The 16,955-nt window shown below is 53.5% G+C and carries 18 protein-coding genes; 12 read left to right on the top strand and 6 right to left on the bottom strand.

Features of this window, described 5'->3' with window-relative positions; all coding sequences use genetic code 11:
• Nucleotides 1–52 precede the first annotated feature (52 nt).
• The 8 genes from yhfZ (at nt 53) to ACVXHP_RS16155 (ending at nt 7,472) form a co-directional block, all read left to right on the top strand.
• On the top strand, nt 53–958 hold the full coding sequence (gene yhfZ, locus ACVXHP_RS16190) for a GntR family transcriptional regulator YhfZ (RefSeq protein WP_042311951.1): 906 nt from the start codon (nt 53–55) through the stop codon (nt 956–958).
• A gap of 15 nt (nt 959–973) precedes the next feature.
• Nucleotides 974–1,336 carry a PRD domain-containing protein gene (locus ACVXHP_RS16185; protein WP_447571812.1) on the top strand — a complete coding sequence of 121 codons (363 nt, stop codon included), beginning with the start codon at nt 974–976 and terminating at the stop codon, nt 1,334–1,336.
• Nucleotides 1,337–1,419: 83 nt separating this feature from the next.
• On the top strand, nt 1,420–2,583 hold the full coding sequence (locus tag ACVXHP_RS16180; RefSeq protein WP_447571811.1) for a YhfX family PLP-dependent enzyme: 1,164 nt from the start codon (nt 1,420–1,422) through the stop codon (nt 2,581–2,583).
• A complete protein-coding gene (locus ACVXHP_RS16175) occupies nt 2,583–3,809 on the top strand; it encodes a phosphopentomutase (RefSeq protein ID WP_447571810.1) in 1,227 nt (408 codons plus the stop codon). Before ACVXHP_RS16180 ends, ACVXHP_RS16175 begins: the two co-directional genes overlap by 1 nt.
• Nucleotides 3,806–4,684: a phosphotriesterase-related protein gene (locus ACVXHP_RS16170; protein ID WP_447571809.1), complete on the top strand. Its 879-nt coding sequence runs from the start codon at nt 3,806–3,808 to the stop codon at nt 4,682–4,684. Before ACVXHP_RS16175 ends, ACVXHP_RS16170 begins: the two co-directional genes overlap by 4 nt.
• Before the next feature lie 10 nt (nt 4,685–4,694).
• The gene (locus tag ACVXHP_RS16165; protein ID WP_165408083.1) at nt 4,695–5,048 is read left to right on the top strand and encodes a DUF2620 domain-containing protein; all 354 of its coding nucleotides are present in this window, start codon (nt 4,695–4,697) and stop codon (nt 5,046–5,048) included.
• Nucleotides 5,049–5,059: 11 nt separating this feature from the next.
• Nucleotides 5,060–6,364, top strand: coding sequence for a YhfT family protein (locus tag ACVXHP_RS16160; RefSeq protein WP_165408084.1), 1,305 nt, complete (start codon nt 5,060–5,062; stop codon nt 6,362–6,364).
• A 13-nt stretch (nt 6,365–6,377) separates the two neighbouring features.
• Nucleotides 6,378–7,472 carry an aminotransferase class I/II-fold pyridoxal phosphate-dependent enzyme gene (locus tag ACVXHP_RS16155; RefSeq protein WP_447571808.1) on the top strand — a complete coding sequence of 365 codons (1,095 nt, stop codon included), beginning with the start codon at nt 6,378–6,380 and terminating at the stop codon, nt 7,470–7,472.
• 68 nt (nt 7,473–7,540) lie between these two features.
• Here the strand turns inward: ACVXHP_RS16155 and ACVXHP_RS16150 are convergent, their stop codons facing one another.
• From ACVXHP_RS16150 to tsgA, 6 genes are all read right to left on the bottom strand, one after another.
• Nucleotides 7,541–7,711, bottom strand: a complete 171-nt coding sequence (locus ACVXHP_RS16150; RefSeq protein WP_316128550.1) for a DUF4223 family protein — start codon at nt 7,709–7,711, stop codon at nt 7,541–7,543.
• Between the two features lie 240 nt (nt 7,712–7,951).
• Nucleotides 7,952–9,325 (bottom strand): siroheme synthase CysG, encoded by a 1,374-nt coding sequence (cysG, locus tag ACVXHP_RS16145; RefSeq protein WP_447571807.1) that lies wholly within the window; start codon nt 9,323–9,325, stop codon nt 7,952–7,954.
• A gap of 11 nt (nt 9,326–9,336) precedes the next feature.
• Nucleotides 9,337–10,146 carry a nitrite transporter NirC gene (gene nirC / locus ACVXHP_RS16140; protein ID WP_150345503.1) on the bottom strand — a complete coding sequence of 270 codons (810 nt, stop codon included), beginning with the start codon at nt 10,144–10,146 and terminating at the stop codon, nt 9,337–9,339.
• 183 nt (nt 10,147–10,329) lie between these two features.
• On the bottom strand, nt 10,330–10,656 hold the full coding sequence (gene nirD, locus ACVXHP_RS16135) for a nitrite reductase small subunit NirD (RefSeq protein WP_200008694.1): 327 nt from the start codon (nt 10,654–10,656) through the stop codon (nt 10,330–10,332).
• Entirely contained in the window at nt 10,653–13,196 is a 2,544-nt protein-coding gene (gene nirB, locus ACVXHP_RS16130) for an NADPH-nitrite reductase large subunit (RefSeq protein WP_316128552.1), read from the bottom strand. Before nirB ends, nirD begins: the two co-directional genes overlap by 4 nt.
• 270 nt (nt 13,197–13,466) lie before the next feature.
• Nucleotides 13,467–14,648 carry an MFS transporter TsgA gene (tsgA, locus tag ACVXHP_RS16125; protein WP_200008692.1) on the bottom strand — a complete coding sequence of 394 codons (1,182 nt, stop codon included), beginning with the start codon at nt 14,646–14,648 and terminating at the stop codon, nt 13,467–13,469.
• 264 nt (nt 14,649–14,912) lie between these two features.
• Here tsgA and ppiA point away from each other — a divergent pair, with 264 nt between their 5' ends.
• The 4 genes from ppiA to pabA all read left to right on the top strand — a co-directional run bounded on the left by ppiA (nt 14,913) and on the right by pabA (nt 16,947).
• The gene (gene ppiA / locus ACVXHP_RS16120) at nt 14,913–15,485 is read left to right on the top strand and encodes a peptidylprolyl isomerase A (RefSeq protein ID WP_003023595.1); all 573 of its coding nucleotides are present in this window, start codon (nt 14,913–14,915) and stop codon (nt 15,483–15,485) included.
• A 107-nt stretch (nt 15,486–15,592) separates the two neighbouring features.
• On the top strand, nt 15,593–15,760 hold the full coding sequence (locus tag ACVXHP_RS16115) for a YhfG family protein (RefSeq protein WP_304702755.1): 168 nt from the start codon (nt 15,593–15,595) through the stop codon (nt 15,758–15,760).
• A complete protein-coding gene (locus ACVXHP_RS16110) occupies nt 15,750–16,352 on the top strand; it encodes a putative adenosine monophosphate-protein transferase Fic (protein WP_165408090.1) in 603 nt (200 codons plus the stop codon). The genes ACVXHP_RS16115 and ACVXHP_RS16110 overlap by 11 nt, the downstream gene beginning before the upstream one ends.
• 31 nt (nt 16,353–16,383) lie before the next feature.
• A complete protein-coding gene (gene pabA, locus ACVXHP_RS16105) occupies nt 16,384–16,947 on the top strand; it encodes an aminodeoxychorismate synthase component 2 (RefSeq protein ID WP_316128554.1) in 564 nt (187 codons plus the stop codon).
• Nucleotides 16,948–16,955: the final 8 nt, after the last annotated feature.

The raw sequence follows: 16,955 nt of genomic DNA, 5'->3' as shown, positions 1-16,955 counted from the left end.
TATATCTTCATTTTAATGAAGATATAAATATTCAATTTACTGAAAATATAAAATGCGTCGGACATTTATTAAGAAAGAGGGGGTTGTGCTGACAACCCTGGCCCGTTACCTGCTTGGTGAGAAGTGTGGTAACCGACTGAAAACGATAGATGAACTTGCTGCTGAGTGTCACTCATCGGTAGGGTTAACCCAGGCTGCGTTAAAAACGTTGGAATCCTCGGGGGCGATCCGTATTGAGCGTCGTGGGCGAAACGGTAGCTATCTGGTGGAGATGGATAATCGTGCGCTGCTCAAGCATGTGGATATTAATAACGTAGTCTGCGCAATGCCGCTGCCCTATACCCGTTTATATGAAGGGCTGGCGAGTGGGCTAAAGGCGCAGTTCGAGGGGATCCCGTTTTATTACGCGCACATGCGCGGGGCCGATATTCGTGTGGAATGCCTGTTGAACGGCGTGTACGACATGGCGGTGGTTTCCCGGCTGGCTGCAGAAAGTTATCTCGCTCAGGATGGATTGCGCATCACGTTGGCGCTGGGACCGCATACCTACGTTGGCGAGCATCAGCTCATTTGTCGCAAAGGCGAATCGGCAGCGGTAAAACGAGTCGGACTCGATAACCGCTCGGCGGATCAGAAAATCATGACCGAGGCCTGTTTTGGCGACCGTAACGTTGAATTGATCGATATGCCTTATCACGAGAGCTTGCAGCGCATTGCGAAAGGCGATGTCGATGCGGTTATCTGGAACGTGGTTGCGGAGGCTGAGCTGGCTGTACTGGGGTTAGAAGCCACGCCGCTCACCAACGATGCGCGGTTTCTTCGGGCCACAGAGGCCGTGATACTAACCCGGGCGGAGGATTATCCGATGCAGCAGCTTCTGCGAGCCGTTGTGAATAAAGAGGCACTGCTTGCCCACCAACAACGTGTGGCGAACGGTGAACAGGAACCCAGCTATTAAGTAAAGGCGAACGACATGGAAAACAGGCTTAACCTGCTGTGTGAAGCGGGCGTTATCGACAAGGATATTTGTAGCGGCATGCTGCAGGTGGTCAGACGGCTGGATGAGGAGTGGCGTTTGCCGGTTCATAGCGAGCAAGGGATTATGGCGATGACCCATATGGCGAGCGCGTTAATGCGCAGTCGCCAGGGCGAAGTGGTTGAAGCGCTGGACGGTGACATTTTGGCGGAGATGGCGCAATCGCCTCTCTGGCCAACTATTTTGCTGGTTCATCAGGCGCTGCTGAAAGAGTTTACGGTGACGCCGCACGTTAATGAGGAAGGCTACATGCTGGCGAACCTGTATGGATTGTGGATGGCGGCGAACGAAGGCGTCTGAAATCAATGAGGAATTAGCTTAGCGCACTCTAAATATTCAAAAAAATGAATATTTAGCTGAAGGATTAGATACGAGGCAGAGAAATGTTTATAGACGCATTGAAACGCCAGAACCCCGCGCTGATCTCGGCCGCTCTCGCGTTGTGGCAGCAGGGAAAAATCGCACCTGACAGTTGGGTCATTGATGTCGATCAGGTCATTGAGAATGGCAAACGTCTGTTGGATGTCGCCAGGCAGCATGGTATCTCGCTGTATCTGATGACGAAACAGGTTGGGCGTAATCCATGGCTGGCGGACAAGCTGTTGCAGCTTGGCTATGAAGGCATTGTGGTTGTGGATTACAAAGAGAGTCGCGTTATGCGCCGTGCCGGGTTACCGGTTGCGCATCAGGGACATCTGGTGCAGATCCCGTCGCGACTGGTCAATGAGGCTGTGGCGCAGGGGACCGAGGTTATCACGCTGTTCTCGTTAGAAAAAGCGCGCGAAGTCTCGGCTGCCGCGGTGAAAGCCGGCTGTGAACAGAACGTGATGTTGAAGGTGTATGACAAGGATGATTTTCTCTATCCGGGGCAGGAAAGTGGTTTTCCGTTGGCGTACCTGACGGATGTGGTCAATGAAATCCGCAGACTGCCGGGTCTGCGCCTGAGCGGGTTAACCCATTTTCCCTGCCTGCTATGGGATGAAAAATCAGCGCAGACGGTGCCGACACCTAACTTGCATACCCTGGTGAGTGCCCGACGTCAGTTAGCGGAAGCCGGAATTGCCATTGAGCAACTTAATGCGCCGTCTGCCAGTAGTTGCACATCGTTACCCCTGTTGGCGGAATATGGCGTCACCCACGCCGAGCCGGGCCATGCGTTGACCGGCACTATCCCTTCCAACCAAAAAGGCGACCAGCCTGAACGCATCGCGATGCTGTGGTTGAGCGAGGTTTCGCACAATTTTCGTGGAGACAGTTATTGCTACGGCGGGGGGTATTACCGTCGCGGCCATGCGCAAAACGCGCTGGTCTTTACGCCAGAAAGCGACGCGCCGATCGCCGCAACGCTGAAACCCGTGGATGACAGCAGCATTGACTACTACCTGCCTGTGGCCGGTGAGTTTCCGGTGAGCAGCGCGGTGATCTTCTGTTTTCGCACACAGATCTTCGTGACGCGTAGCGACGTAGTGCTGGTGTCCGGTATTCAGCGTAATGCGGCTGAAATCGTCGCCCGCTACGACAGTCTTGGCAATATTCTGGAGGACTAATGGCCCGATTCGTGGTGTTGGTTATTGATAGCTTTGGCGTCGGCGCAATGAAAGACGTCACGCTGGTCAGGCCGCAGGATGCCGGAGCGAATACCTGTGGTCATATCCTGAGCGAGTTCCCGCAGCTACAGCTGCCAACGCTGGAAAAGTTGGGATTGATTAACGCCCTGGGCTTTGCGCCGGGTGTAATGAAACCTTCAGCATCGGCAGTCTGGGGCGTTGCGGAGCTGCAGCATGAAGGCGGCGATACCTTTATGGGGCATCAGGAGATCCTGGGGACGCGTCCTCAGGCGCCGTTGCGGATGCCGTTTAACGACGTCATCGATGATGTTGAAAAAGCGCTGAAAGCCGCAGGCTGGCAGGTGGAAAGGCGTGGTAGCGACCTGGCGTTTCTGTGGATTAACGACGCGGTAGCGGTAGGGGATAACCTCGAAGCGGATTTAGGACAGGTCTACAACATTACCGCCAATCTTGCTGTTATGCCGTTTGATGAGGTGTTGAAAATTGGTCGCGTGGTACGCGAGCAGGTGCAGGTTGGGCGCGTGATCGCGTTTGGCGGCCAGCTTGCAGACAGCCAGCGCATTCTGGATGCCGCCGAGACCAAAGAGGGACGCTTTATCGGGATTAGCGCCCCACGCTCCGGCGCTTATGAAAACGGTTTTCAGGTCCGGCATCTGGGTTACGGCGTAGATGAGCAGGTGCAGGTTCCGCAAAAACTCCATGAAGCCGGAATCCCTACCGTACTGGTCGGTAAGGTGGCGGATATCGTTGGCAATCCGCACGGGCGCAGCTGGCAAAACCTGGTGGATAGCCAGCAGATCATGGATATCACGCTTAACGAATTTAACGCGGAGCCGACGGTATTTATCTGTACCAACATTCAGGAAACCGATCTTGCCGGACACGCTGAAGACGCGGCGCGTTATGCCGAGCGGTTGCAGGTTGTTGACCTTAATCTTTCGCGCCTTCTGGACGCTATGGATCCAGATGATTGTCTGGTGGTCATGGCCGATCACGGCAACGATCCGACCATTGGGCACAGTCATCATACCCGAGAGGTGGTACCGGTTCTGGTGTATCGGCAGGGGCTGGAGCCCGCACAATTAGGTATTAGGGCGACGTTATCCGATGTTGGCGCTACGGTGTGCGAATTTTTCGGCGCGTCGTTACCACAAAACGGCAGCTCTTTTCTTTCGGCATTACGGCTTAAAGAGGACATCTTATGAGTTTTGATCCGACGGGTTACACCTGGGTTCACGAACATCTGCATATCGATCTCTCCGGGTTCAAGAATAACCTCGATTGCCGGTTAGATCAGTACGACCTCATTTGTCAGGAGATGAAAGATCTCCGTGTGTTGGGCGTCAGCAACATTATTGAGATGACCAACCGCTATATGGGGCGTAACCCGCAATTCATGCTCGACCTGATGCGCGATACCGGCATCAACGTGATGGCCTGTACAGGTTATTACCAGGATGCGTTTTTCCCCGAGCATGTTGTGACCCGTAGCGTGCAACAGCTCGCGCAAGAGATGATCGATGAGATTGTCATCGGTATCGATGGCACCGAGTTGCAGGCCGGAATTATCGCGGAAATCGGCTCCAGCGAAGGGGTGATTACGCCGCTCGAAGAGAAGGTGTTTATCGCCGCGGCGTACGCGCATAACGAAACCGGACGCCCCATCTCGACCCACACCTCTTTTAGCACAATGGGGCTGGAACAATTGACCCTGCTGAGGGCGCACGGCGTCGACCTTTCTCGCGTAACCGTTGGTCACTGCGATTTGAAAGATAACCTCGACAATATTTTACGCATGATCGATCTCGGCGCGTATGTGCAGTTCGATACCATCGGTAAAAACAACTATTACCCGGATGAGAAACGCATTGGCATGCTGCACGCGCTACGCAATCGTGGGCTGCTAAATCGCGTGATGCTCTCTATGGACATTACCCGCCGCTCGCATCTAAAAGCCAATGGCGGCAATGGCTATGACTATCTGTTAACCACTTTTATTCCACAGTTGCGCCAGTCAGGATTCAGCCAGGCCGATGTGGACACGATGTTACGTGATAACCCCTCACAATTTTTCCAATAAGGACAGAAACATGAAAAAGATTGGCGTTGCTGGCTTACAACGTGAGCAGATTAAAAAGACCATCGAAACCGCAGCTCCTGGCTGCTTTGAGGTATCCATTCATAACGATATGGACGCGGCGATGAAGGTGAAATCCGGGCAACTGGATTACTACATCGGCGCTTGTAACACCGGCGCGGGCGCAGCGCTGTCGATTGCCATTGCGGTGATTGGCTACAACAAAAGCTGCACTATCGCCAAGCCGGGTATTAAGGCAAAAGACGAACATATCGCAAAAATGGTTGCGGAAGGGAAAGTCGCTTTTGGTCTCTCCGTCGAACATGTTGAACATGCGATACCGATGCTGATTAACCATCTGAAATAAAAGGCATGACTATGGATCTGTACATTCAGATTGTGCTGGTGGCCTGCCTGACCGGCATGACGTCACTTCTGGCGCATCGCTCGGCGGCTGTCTTTCATGACGGTATCCGTCCGATTCTGCCGCAACTGATCGAGGGATACATGAATCGCCGCGAGGCGGGAAGTATCGCGTTCGGTCTGAGTATCGGTTTTGTGGCGTCGGTGGGGATCTCTTTCACCCTAAAAACCGGCTTGCTCAATGCCTGGCTGCTGTTCCTGCCAACGGACATTCTCGGTGTGCTGGCGATGAATAGCCTGCTGGCGTTCGGTTTGGGCGCTATCTGGGGCGTATTGATTCTGACCTGCCTGCTGCCGGTGAACCATTTGCTCACGGCGTTACCGGTTGATGTGCTGGGTAGCCTCGGTGAGCTGAGTTCTCCAGTAGTTTCTGCCTTCGCACTCTTCCCGCTGGTGGCGATATTTTACCAGTTTGGCTGGAAGCACAGCATTATCGCCGCAGTGGTGGTGCTGATGACCCGGGTGGTGGTAGTGCGTTACTTCCCGCATCTGAACCCGGAATCCATTGAGATCTTCGTCGGGATGATGATGCTGTTGGCCATCGCCATTACGCATGATATTCGCCACCGTGGTGATGACGAGATAGATGCCAGCGGGTTATCGGTCTTTGAAGAGCGAACCTCGCGGATTATTAAAAACCTGCCGTACATCGCCATTGTCGGCGCGTTGATTGCCGCCGTCGCCAGTATGAAGATTTTCGCCGGCAGTGAAGTTTCGATTTTTACGCTGGAAAAAGCCTACTCGGCGGGAATTACGCCGGAGCAGTCGCAGACGCTGGTTAACCAGGCGGCATTGGCGGAATTTATGCGCGGGCTGGGTTTTGTGCCGATGATTGCGACAACCGCGCTGGCGACGGGTGTTTATGCGGTAGCAGGCTTCACGTTCGTCTATTCCGTTGGCTACCTGGCGCCGAACCCGTGGATTGCAGCCATTCTTGGCGCTATCGTGATTTCAGCGGAAGTGCTGCTGTTGCGCTCGATTGGCAAATGGCTGGGACGGTATCCATCCGTACGTAACGCCTCGGACAATATTCGTAATGCCATGAATATGCTGATGGAAATGGCGCTGCTGGTCGGCTCGATTTTTGCCGCTATCAAGATGGCGGGCTACACCGGCTTCTCAATTGCGGTGGCGATTTACTTCCTCAACGAATCGATAGGGCGTCCAGTTCAGAAGATGGCGGCCCCGGTCGTGGCAGTCATGATTACCGGTATTGTGCTGAATATTCTCTACTGGTTTGGTCTGTTTGTTCCGGCTTGAGGAGGTGTAAAAAATGAAAACATTCCCTCTGCAAAGCCTGACGCTCGCACAAGCGCAGCAGAAGCAGTTCGCGCTGGTGGATACGATCTGCAGCCACTTCCCCGGCGCGGATTTCCTGGCTGGCGGTGATTTAGGTCTGGCGTCGGGGCTGAATCAACCTCGGGTAACGCAACGTGTGGAAAAGGTGCTGGCCGAGGCGTTTCATGCTGAGGCCGCAGCGCTGATTCAGGGGGCTGGTACCGGTGCGATACGCGCCGGGCTGGCGGCGCTGCTCAAACCCGGCCAGAGACTGCTGGTTCATGATGCGCCCGTTTACCCCACAACACAGGTACTCATCGAGCAGATGGGCATTACTCTGGTCACGGCTGATTTCAACGATCTCGGGGCAATCACACGGGCTATTACACAGCATCGCCCGGATGCCGCGCTGGTGCAACATACGCGTCAGCAGCCGCAGGATCGTTACGTTTTAGCCGAGGTATTGGCGGAGATTGCGCGCTGCGGTGTACCGACGTTAACCGATGATAACTACGCCGTCATGAAGGTAGACGGTATCGGTTGTGAACATGGGGCGACGCTGTCGACTTTTTCCTGCTTCAAGCTCTTTGGCCCGGAGGGGGTTGGGGCGGTTATCGGCAAGGCGGAGGTTATAGCCAGAATCCGTGCGACGCTTTATTCCGGCGGCAGCCAGATTCAGGGGACGCAGGCGCTGGAGGTGCTGCGTGGTTTGGTTTTCGCTCCGGTGATGCATGCGGTACAGGCTGGCGTTTCTGAACGATTGCTGACGCTGCTCAATAGCGGCGTGATATCCGAGGTGAAAAAGGCGGTTATTGCCAATGCCCAGTCGAAGGTGCTAATCGTTGAGTTTCATCAGCCAATTGCCGCCCGCGTACTGGAAGCAGCGCAAGAAAAAGGCGCATTACCGTACCCGGTGGGGGCTGAGTCGAAATATGAGATCCCTCCGCTGTTTTATCGTCTTTCCGGGACGTTTCGCGAAGCAAATCCGTCGCTGGGCGATTATGCGATTCGTATTAATCCAAACCGGAGTGGAGAGCAGACCGTACTACGTATTTTGCGTGAGAGCGTGAATGCGATGGCATGTGAATGAGAATAGAATCTGAAAATACAAAAAACCGGGAAGTACCCGGTTTTTTTGTATCTGCGCAATAACGTCTATTACTGATCTGCAGCCGGGCCGCAGCCACCAATAATTTTTGAAATAGAAATGGCTGGGTGCAGGAGATAGTCGTATTCGCAGGTTTTATTTTTGTTCTGAATGCTGCCTGTACAAGCAGTCAGCGTGGAAAGAGCCAGGAATACTGCTACAGTTTTAAGCATGGTTTTCATTAAATCATCCCTATTAATAAATATAATATCGTTTATGCCAATTCCATATGCTTCGAAAAACACGTAGTGAATTAAGCGGGTTAGATATAACCTGATAAGGGATTTATTACCTGTTCTTTTCACTTAATAATGCTTTAATTTTTATTAAATATCAGGATTAATTATACGTGGATGTTATTTCTCAAATTAAAATATATATGGCGCTATGCCGGGATCATAGCGCCTGAGTATACTTGGGGATTAATGGTTCGAGAACCAGTTCAGCTTATCGCGTAGCCCAACCACACGACCGACGATAATCAGCGCCGGGCTTTCAACCTGCTGCGCTAATTCCCCGAGCTGCGTCAGTACGCCGTGGACGACGCGCTGCTTCACGGAAGTCCCGTTTTCTACCAGTGCAACCGGCATATCGGCCTGCATGCCAAATTCGATCAGTTTTTCCTGAATGGTGGCCGCCTGATTCAGTCCCATATAGAACACCAGCGTCTGTTTCTCTGCCGCCAGATTTTCCCAGTCCAGCTCGCCACCGGTTTTCAGGTGTCCGGTAACCAGACGAACACTTTGCGCGTAATCACGATGGGTCAGAGGAATGCCAGAATAAGCGGAGCAACCGGAAGCCGCGGTAATACCCGGCACAACGGAGAATGGAATACCGGCGTGGCAAAGCGTTTCCAGCTCTTCGCCACCGCGGCCAAAGATGAACGGGTCGCCACCTTTTAGTCGTACCACGCGCTTGCCTTGTTGCGCTTCACGCAGCAGGATCTGGTTAATCTCTTCTTGCGGTACGCAGTGGTAGCCCGCGCGTTTACCGACGAACACCCGGTCCGCATCGCGGCGCACGAGGTTCATAATATCGTCGGAAACCAGACGGTCATAAACCACTACGTCTGCCTGCTGGATCTGCTGCAACCCCTTCAGCGTCAGCAGCCCGGCATCGCCAGGACCGGCACCAACCAGCACCACTTCGCCACGGTGATCCAGCGGTTCGTTGAGCAACTGCTCGGTGGTTTCCTCGACGGCTTTTGTGTCACTGTTTGCCAGCGACTGCGCCAGGCGGTCATTCACGAACAATTTTTCCCAGAAGCGGCGACGTTCACCCATGCTGGCAAACTGTTGCTTCACCCGGGAACGCAGCTTGCCTGCATACTGTGCGACCTGGCCCAGATGCTGAGGCAACATAGATTCGAGTCTTTCACGCAGCAGACGGGCCAGCACCGGCGAAGTGCCGCCAGAGGAGACCGCCACCATCAGCGGCGAGCGGTCGATAATGGAGGGCATGATAAAACTGGCTGCTTTTGGCGCATCGACCACGTTGCAGAAAATACGCCGTGATTCGGCGGCGATGCTGACGCTTTGATTGACGGCGTCGTCATCGGTGGCGGCGATAACCAGCCAGCAAGGATCGAGCAGGGACTCATCGAACGGCCCCTCAACCAGCGTCAGCATGCCTTCATTTGCCCATACGGTGAACTGCGGAATAAACGCCAGCGCATTAACCGTTAAACGGGCGCCCGCTTCCAGCAGTAACCGCGCTTTGCGTTCTGCGACATCACCACCGCCGACGATCAAGCAGTCACGGTCACGTAGTTGACAAAATATAGGCAAATGATCCACGACATTACCCCTTAATTATTGGCAGCAGCCTCTGGCTGATTGATTTTTGCCGGAGCCGGACGCTCCGATTTTGGCGTAGCATACCAATAACCCAATCCCATGAATACGACACCGGACAAAGTATTACCGAGTGTCACCCACAGCAGGTTATGACCAATTCCGGCCAGGGTATAGGCTTCGCTGTGGTGGCCGAACCAGGAGAGGGCAAACAGCGTCATGTTGGCAACCGAGTGTTCGTAGCCGGAAGCAATAAATGCCAGCAGACACCACCAGATAGCGAGGAATTTTGCTGCGCCTTCGGTACGGATTGCCATCCAGATTGCCAGACAAACCAACCAGTTACACAGTGCGCCTTTGAAGAACAGCACCGTTGCAGGCGCGGTGGTTTTCGCCAGTGCGACCGAATGGACGATACTGGTATCGACCGGCAACAGGCTGCCGCCGCCCCAGCTGTAAAGCAGGGCGACAAACACGGAGCCGACCAGGTTACCCAGCCAGGTTTGCGGCAAAATTGCCCACATTTGACCGTGGCTGATGGTGCCCGCTTTAACGCCGAGCGTCAGGAACATGGTGTGACCGGTAAACAGTTCAGAACCCGCGATGATGACCAGCGTTAAGGCGATACCAAAGGTTGCACCCATCACCAGAGGACGTACGGATGGGTCGAGCAGATTGCCGAGGGTGAAAATAAGAATGATGCCGAGACCCACATAGGCCCCTGCCATTGCCGAACTGACCCAGAATCCGAACGGATTATTAGCCGACAGGCGTGCGATGCGCGCAGCATTAGCCGCACACTTATTGATAGTGTCAGTAAACATTTGATTATCCTTGAAGTACAAAAAATAAAAAGAAATCGTAACCGTAGGCCGGATAAGGCATTTATGCCGCCATCCGGCAATGTGCTTTTGCAATTGCCTGATGGCGCTACGCTTATCAGGCCTACCAATAAAAGACCTGCAAATACGTCAAAAAAGGGGAGGCGTTGCGCCTCCCAAAATTAATTAACCGCGCAACTGCACTACGCCGTCTTTCACTCGCGCTTCGTAATGTTTCACCGAGAACTGTTCGTCTTCCATGCACAGTCCGTCGCTTAAACGAAAGCGCTGTTTCTTCAGCGGGCTGGCGACCCACAGTTCGCCCTGATGCTCAGCGATCAAGCCACGAGAAAGCACGCTGGACTCAAAGAACGGATCGATGTTGCTGATCGCAAACACCTGGTCACTGTGATATGGGCGGAAAATCGCGACCTGTTCAGTACCTAGCAGGGCGCAGACGCCCGTTGCAGGCAGAATGTCATCGATTTTGCAGATGTTTTGCCACTGGCTCATGCGTTTTCCTCCACCAGAGTTACCGGGATACGCTCATAAGGCGTTGCCGGACGATGTTGTTCACGTTCAGGCACAATCTGGACGTTCGGATCGCGTTTGTCGCTGTTGATGAAGTGCTTGAAGCGAACCTGCGCGGATGGGGTGTTAACGGTTTCTGTCCACTCGCATACCACTGCTTCACGCAGACGGGTCATCTCTTCTTCCAGATGGTCGTTCAGGCCCAGCTTGTCGTCGATGATGACCGATTTCAGATACTCGATGCCGCCTTCCAGGTTGTCTAACCACGGTGCGGTACGGGTCAGTTTGTCGGCAGTACGGATGTAGAACATCATAAAGCGATCGAGATACTTGAGCAGCGTTTCACGATCGATATCCGCCGCCAGCAGATCGGCGTGACGTGGTTTCATCCCGCCGTTACCGCAAACGTACAGGTTCCAGCCTTTTTCCGTGGCGATGATACCCACGTCTTTGCCCTGGGCTTCCGCGCATTCACGGGTACAGCCGGAGACACCGAACTTCATCTTGTGCGGCGTACGGATGCCTTTGTAGCGGTTTTCCAGCTCGACGCCGAAACCAACGCTATCGCCCACGCCGTAGCGGCACCAGGTGCTGCCCACGCAGGTTTTCGCCATACGCAACGCTTTAGCATACGCATGACCGGTTTCGAAACCGGCCTCAATCAACTGACGCCAGATTTCCGGCAGGTCATCTTTCTGCGCGCCGAACAGGCCAATACGCTGAGAGCCGGTGATTTTGGTATACAGGTTAAATTCACGCGCGATACGTCCCACCGCCACCAGACCTTCCGGGGTGATTTCACCGCCAGCGGAGCGCGGGATCACGGAGTAGGTGCCGTCTTTCTGGATATTCGCCAGGAAGTTGTCGTTGGTGTCCTGCAGCGGCGTGTGCTGAGGTTTGAGAATGTACTCATTCCAGCAGGAGGCCAGCAGAGAACCGACGGTAGGTTTACACACTTCACAGCCGTAACCTTTACCGTGTTTTGCCAGCAACTCTTCGAAGGTTTTAATACCTTCTACGCGAATGAGATGGAACAGTTCCTGACGCGAGTACGGGAAGTGTTCACACAGGTTGTTGTTAACTTCAATACCCTGTTTCGCCAGTTCAGCGTTCAGTACCTGCGTTACCAGCGGGATGCACCCGCCGCAGCCGGTACCGGCTTTGGTTTCAGCTTTCAGCGCCGCAACGGTGTGGCAACCTTTATTGATAGCAGCAACCAACATGCCTTTCGTGACGTCAAAGCAGGAACAAATCTGCGCGCTGTCCGGCAGTTTATCGACGCCGATAGATGGTTTGCCGCTGCCCGCATGTGCTGGCAGGATCAATGAGTCCGGGTTTTCCGGCAATTCGATGGCATTCAGCACCAGTTGCAGCAGATTGCCGTAATCGCTGGTGTCGCCCACCAGAACCGCGCCGAGCAGCGTTTTGTTATCTTTGCTGACAATGAGGCGTTTGTAGACTTCTTTGCTCTCGTCGAGGTAAACGTAGCTGCGTGCGCCCGGAGTGCGGCCATGCGCGTCGCCAATCCCGCCAACGTCAACGCCGAGCAGCTTCAGCTTGGCGCTTAAATCTGCGCCTTCGAAGGCGTTTTCGGTTTCGAGGATATGGTCAACGGCGACCTGCGCCATTTTGTAGCCGGGAGCCACCAGACCATATACACGGTTGTTCCAGCTGGCGCATTCGCCGATGGCATAGATGTCCGGGTCAGAAGTCTGGCAGGTGTCGTTAATCACGATCCCACCGCGTGGAGCGACGTCCAGGCCGCACTGGGTGGCCAGTTTGTCGCGTGGACGAATACCGGTAGAGAAAACGATAAAATCGACCTCCAGTTCGCTACCGTCGGCAAAACGCATGGTTTTGCGCGCTTCGACGCCTTCCTGGACAATCTCTTTCGTGTTTTTGCTGGTGTGCACACGCACGCCCATGCTTTCAATTTTGCGACGTAACTGCTCACCACCCATATGATCCAGCTGTTCAGCCATCAGCATCGGGGCGAATTCAATCACGTGGGTTTCAACGCCGAGGCTTTTTAGCGCACCGGCGGCTTCCAGGCCCAGCAGGCCGCCGCCGACGACAGCACCGCGTTTGCTACGGCGTGCGCAAGATTCAATGGCGTTGAGGTCTTCAATGGTGCGGTAAACGAAGCAGTCCTGAGTTTCTGAACCTTTAATCGGCGGGATCCACGGATAAGAGCCAGTCGCCATGATCAGCTTATCGTAATAAACCGTACGACCTGCGCTGGAGTGGATCACCTTCTCCTGGCGGTTGATGGTAATTGCGCGCTCGCCCACTAATACCTTAACGCCGTGCTTCTCGTAGAATCCTTCACGCACCAGAGAAAGCTCTTCGGCGGTGTGGTGGGAGAAGTAGGAAGACAGGTGTACGCGGTCGTACGCTTTGCGGGGTTCTTCACAGAAGACGGTAATATCAAAATTGGCAGCGTCGGATTTATCAAGAAGATCCTCAATAAAGCGATGGCCGACCATACCATTACCGATAATAGCGAGTCTGACTTTGCTCATTTTTGCCTCGATTTCTTTTCTATTACCGCCTACCTTAACGATTCAGCAACCCCGCTTATTGATACAAATCAAATTCGCCCTCATATACTCCTTAAGAGGTATATAACTGATTTACCTACATTTTTATAAGTTACGGAATTGACTGGCTTTTCGTGTTTGTATAAATAGCGTACAAATTAAGGGTTTTTTGTATGAATTGGCCTACAGCACCAATGGAGCAAGAAACGCGAGGAATATGCCGGATGGCGCGGACACCATCCGACAGTGGGATTAATGCGTGGCTGGAGCGTTATGCTGGCGATGACGCGTGACAAACCCAAGAATAAAGCACATCACGAACACAACGGCATACAAGCCGTTAGCCGTTTGCAGTGCCGCCATCGGGCCGCTATGCGCGACGATCGGGCCGGTAACGACGAAAGTAAGCATGGTACCGATGGTGCCGCAGGTCAGAACGAAGTTAACCAGTTTAGGTGAGGCGACCTTAGTCTGCTGGGAACCGAGGGTAATAATGGTGGTATAAATTGCGCTGGAGAAGAAGCCCAGCGTCAGAATGAACCACGGCATATGCTCCGGCGTACCGGTGATAAACAGATACATCAGGATGGTGGCCAAACCCGCCAGTACCGTCAGGATGCGCTGCAGATCGAAGAAACGCAGAATAAAGCTAAACGCCCACATGCCAACCATGTAAGACATCCAGAAGTCGCTGACCAGTTTACCCGCATCACCCAGGCTCATGCCCAGGCTTTTGGCGTATTCCGGTACCCACGAGATAAAACCAAGCTGGCCGAGGATGTAGCACAAAGCCGCAATGGACAAGAACAGTACGCCAATGCCCCATTTTTCTTTTACTACCGGTGCGTCTGACTGCTGCGCGTGTTTGCCCAGCGCCGGGAATTCGCAGCCGAAGGTCAGCAGGAAAATGGCGACATATACCAGGCCGATGCAGGCATAAACCCAGTACCATTCGATGCTGCGCGCTAACAGGAACGCCGCCACCATCGGGAAAATCATGCCAGCCATGCTGAAGAAGGAGTCCGTAAACAGCAGGCGGGAACCGCGCTGGCGACCTTCATACATCTGCGTGACCAGGAACGTACCTATCGACATGGTGATACCGCTCACCAATCCCAGAACAAACATCGCCGCAGAGAACAAGGCCAGGCTGTGGCTGAGCATTAGTCCGGCGACCGCCAGAACCATCAGGATAAAGCCAAAACGCAATTGGGTTTTCAGGGGCACAATTTCCATTAGCCATGCATTCAGAAAGATAGAGATCAGGATGCCGGCATTCAGGAAGGTGAAAGTATTACTCATACTGGAAACGGGCAAATGGAAGTAATCTGCGATATTTCCCATCACCATCCCGGTGACAATTACCAACGCGCCTGTCAGGGCGTAGGAGAGAAAGCTAATCCATGTGAGCTTAATGCGGTTGCTGTTAGTCATGACTGGCCTGTATAGAAGTGTAAGGCGCATTGACTGCGCCGTGAGCGGGCAGATTTTAGGCGCTTTAGTGACACATTTAAATATTTAATGGCAATAACTTGCTCCGTTACATTTTTGTATGTGATCTCGATCACAATGGGGTTTGCGGCCATGAGGTTACATTTGTTTCAAGTACGTAAAATTAAGTAAAGGGATGGCCTTGTCCTTGAAGGCTCTTTAGAATCAATTCACTTGCTTCATTTCTGCTCTTGTTAAGGAATTCTCATGCTCAAATCGACTCTGGCGGCTGTTGCAGCTGTTCTCGCTCTTTCCGCTCTTTCCCCAGCAGCACTGGCAGCAAAAGGTGACCCACATGTCCTGCTGACCACCTCTGCGGGTAACATTGAGCTGGAGCTGAACAGCCAGAAAGCCCCGGTTTCAGTGCAAAACTTTGTCGATTATGTGAACAGTGGTTTCTATAACAACACCACGTTCCACCGTGTGATCCCGGGCTTTATGGTACAGGGCGGCGGCTTCACCGAGCAGATGCAGCAGAAGAAACCTAACCCGCCAATCAAGAATGAAGCCGATAACGGGCTGCGTAACACCCGCGGCACGATTGCGATGGCGCGTACAGCAGATAAAGACAGCGCGACCAGCCAGTTCTTTATCAACATCGCAGACAACGCGTTTCTCGACCACGGCCAACGCGACTTTGGCTATGCTGTGTTCGGTAAAGTTGTGAAAGGTATGGATGTCGCGGATAAGATCTCTCAGGTACAGACTCATGATGTTGGTCCTTACCAGAATGTCCCGTCAAAACCGATTGTTATCCTCTCAGCTAAAGTCCTGCCGTAATCGTATTTTGCGCGGGTAGTTCCTGCCCGCGTTCTCTCCCTTCTCTGCGTAACCCGAAATTGCTGCTTATACTTGTGGCAAGTGCCGCTTACATTCAGGGAGGTCACGTGAAAAAACTCACAGATAAACAAAAGTCCAGGCTCTGGGAGCAACGCCGTAATGTCAATTTCCAGGGAAGCCGACGACTGGAAGGCGTGGATATTCCACGGGTGACTCTGAGTGCGGAAGACGCCCTGGCGCGTCTGGAAGAGTTGAGGAGGCACTATGAGCGATAAATTCGGTGATGGACGTGACCCTTATCTGTACCCCGGTCTGAATGTGATGCGTAACCGCTTGGGGATCCACCAGGCCCAGCGCCTGACACAAGCGGCATACGAATTAACAGCACTGCGCGCCGCGACGGTTGAGCTGGGGCCTTTAAAACGCGGCCTGCCGCATCTGTGCGCCATTCACCGCCAGTTATACCAGGATATTTTCGACTGGGCGGGACAACTGCGCGAAGTCGATATCTACCAGGGCGATACTCGCTTTTGCCATTTCGCCTATATCGAGAAAGAAGGCAATGCGCTGATGCAGGATCTGGAAGAAGAGTCCTGGCTGGTGGGATTGCCGGAAGAAAAATTCGTCGACCGCCTCGCGCACTATTATTGCGAAATCAATGTGCTGCATCCGTTTCGTATTGGTAGCGGTTTGGCGCAGCGTATTTTCTTCGAACAGCTAGCGATCCATGCCGGGTATATGCTGAGCTGGGATGACATTCAGGTTGAGGAGTGGAACCAGGCGAACCAGAGTGGGGCGATGGGCGACCTGACCGCTCTGCGGGCGATATTTCGTAAAGTGGTAAGCGAAGCCCCGGAAACTGAGTAGAATAGCGCGGTTCTTATGTACCGGAGCCGCCATGATCCTGCTTATCGATAACTATGATTCTTTTACCTGGAACCTGTACCAATACTTCTGCGAACTGGGCGCTGATGTCCTCGTCAGGCGTAACGACGAGCTGACGCTGTCGCAAATCGACGCGCTGAATCCGCAAAAAATCGTGATTTCCCCGGGCCCCTGCACGCCGGATGATGCTGGTATCTCGCTGGATGTCATTCGCCATTTCGCGGGCCAGATCCCGCTGCTGGGCGTGTGTCTCGGTCACCAGGCGATGGCGCAGGCGTTTGGCGCAACCGTGGTTCGGGCGGCAAAAGTGATGCACGGTAAAACCTCGCCGATTACGCATAACGGGCAGGGCGTTTTTCAGGGACTCGCTAACCCATTAACCGTGACACGCTACCATTCTCTGGTGGTTGCCCCCGAAACGCTTCCTGACTGCTTTGAAGTGACGGCCTGGAGTGAAACACAAGAGATCATGGGTATTCGCCACCGCGAGTGGGATCTGGAAGGCGTGCAGTTTCACCCGGAGAGTATTCTCAGCGAACAGGGGCATCAGCTGCTGGATAATTTCCTCCAACGGTGATTTATGGT

Source organism: Citrobacter freundii complex sp. 2025EL-00176 (assembly GCF_053309355.1).
This window is presented reverse-complemented; position numbering and strand designations above follow the sequence as displayed.

Bases quoted from the DNA above. Each gene is read 5' to 3' on its own strand.
- ppiA (WP_003023595.1), top strand. From the start codon at position 14,913: ATGCTCAAATCGACTCTGGCGGCTGTTGCAGCTGTTCTCGCTCTTTCC.
- pabA (WP_316128554.1), top strand. From the start codon at position 16,384: ATGATCCTGCTTATCGATAACTATGATTCTTTTACCTGGAACCTGTAC.
- ACVXHP_RS16150 (WP_316128550.1), bottom strand. From the start codon at position 7,711: ATGAAAACCATGCTTAAAACTGTAGCAGTATTCCTGGCTCTTTCCACG.
- yhfZ (WP_042311951.1), top strand. From the start codon at position 53: ATGCGTCGGACATTTATTAAGAAAGAGGGGGTTGTGCTGACAACCCTG.
- ACVXHP_RS16180 (WP_447571811.1), top strand. From the start codon at position 1,420: ATGTTTATAGACGCATTGAAACGCCAGAACCCCGCGCTGATCTCGGCC.
- ACVXHP_RS16160 (WP_165408084.1), top strand. From the start codon at position 5,060: ATGGATCTGTACATTCAGATTGTGCTGGTGGCCTGCCTGACCGGCATG.
- tsgA (WP_200008692.1), bottom strand. From the start codon at position 14,648: ATGACTAACAGCAACCGCATTAAGCTCACATGGATTAGCTTTCTCTCC.
- ACVXHP_RS16165 (WP_165408083.1), top strand. From the start codon at position 4,695: ATGAAAAAGATTGGCGTTGCTGGCTTACAACGTGAGCAGATTAAAAAG.
- nirB (WP_316128552.1), bottom strand. From the start codon at position 13,196: ATGAGCAAAGTCAGACTCGCTATTATCGGTAATGGTATGGTCGGCCAT.
- ACVXHP_RS16110 (WP_165408090.1), top strand. From the start codon at position 15,750: ATGAGCGATAAATTCGGTGATGGACGTGACCCTTATCTGTACCCCGGT.
- ACVXHP_RS16185 (WP_447571812.1), top strand. From the start codon at position 974: ATGGAAAACAGGCTTAACCTGCTGTGTGAAGCGGGCGTTATCGACAAG.
- nirD (WP_200008694.1), bottom strand. From the start codon at position 10,656: ATGAGCCAGTGGCAAAACATCTGCAAAATCGATGACATTCTGCCTGCA.
- ACVXHP_RS16175 (WP_447571810.1), top strand. From the start codon at position 2,583: ATGGCCCGATTCGTGGTGTTGGTTATTGATAGCTTTGGCGTCGGCGCA.
- ACVXHP_RS16170 (WP_447571809.1), top strand. From the start codon at position 3,806: ATGAGTTTTGATCCGACGGGTTACACCTGGGTTCACGAACATCTGCAT.
- nirC (WP_150345503.1), bottom strand. From the start codon at position 10,146: ATGTTTACTGACACTATCAATAAGTGTGCGGCTAATGCTGCGCGCATC.
- ACVXHP_RS16155 (WP_447571808.1), top strand. From the start codon at position 6,378: ATGAAAACATTCCCTCTGCAAAGCCTGACGCTCGCACAAGCGCAGCAG.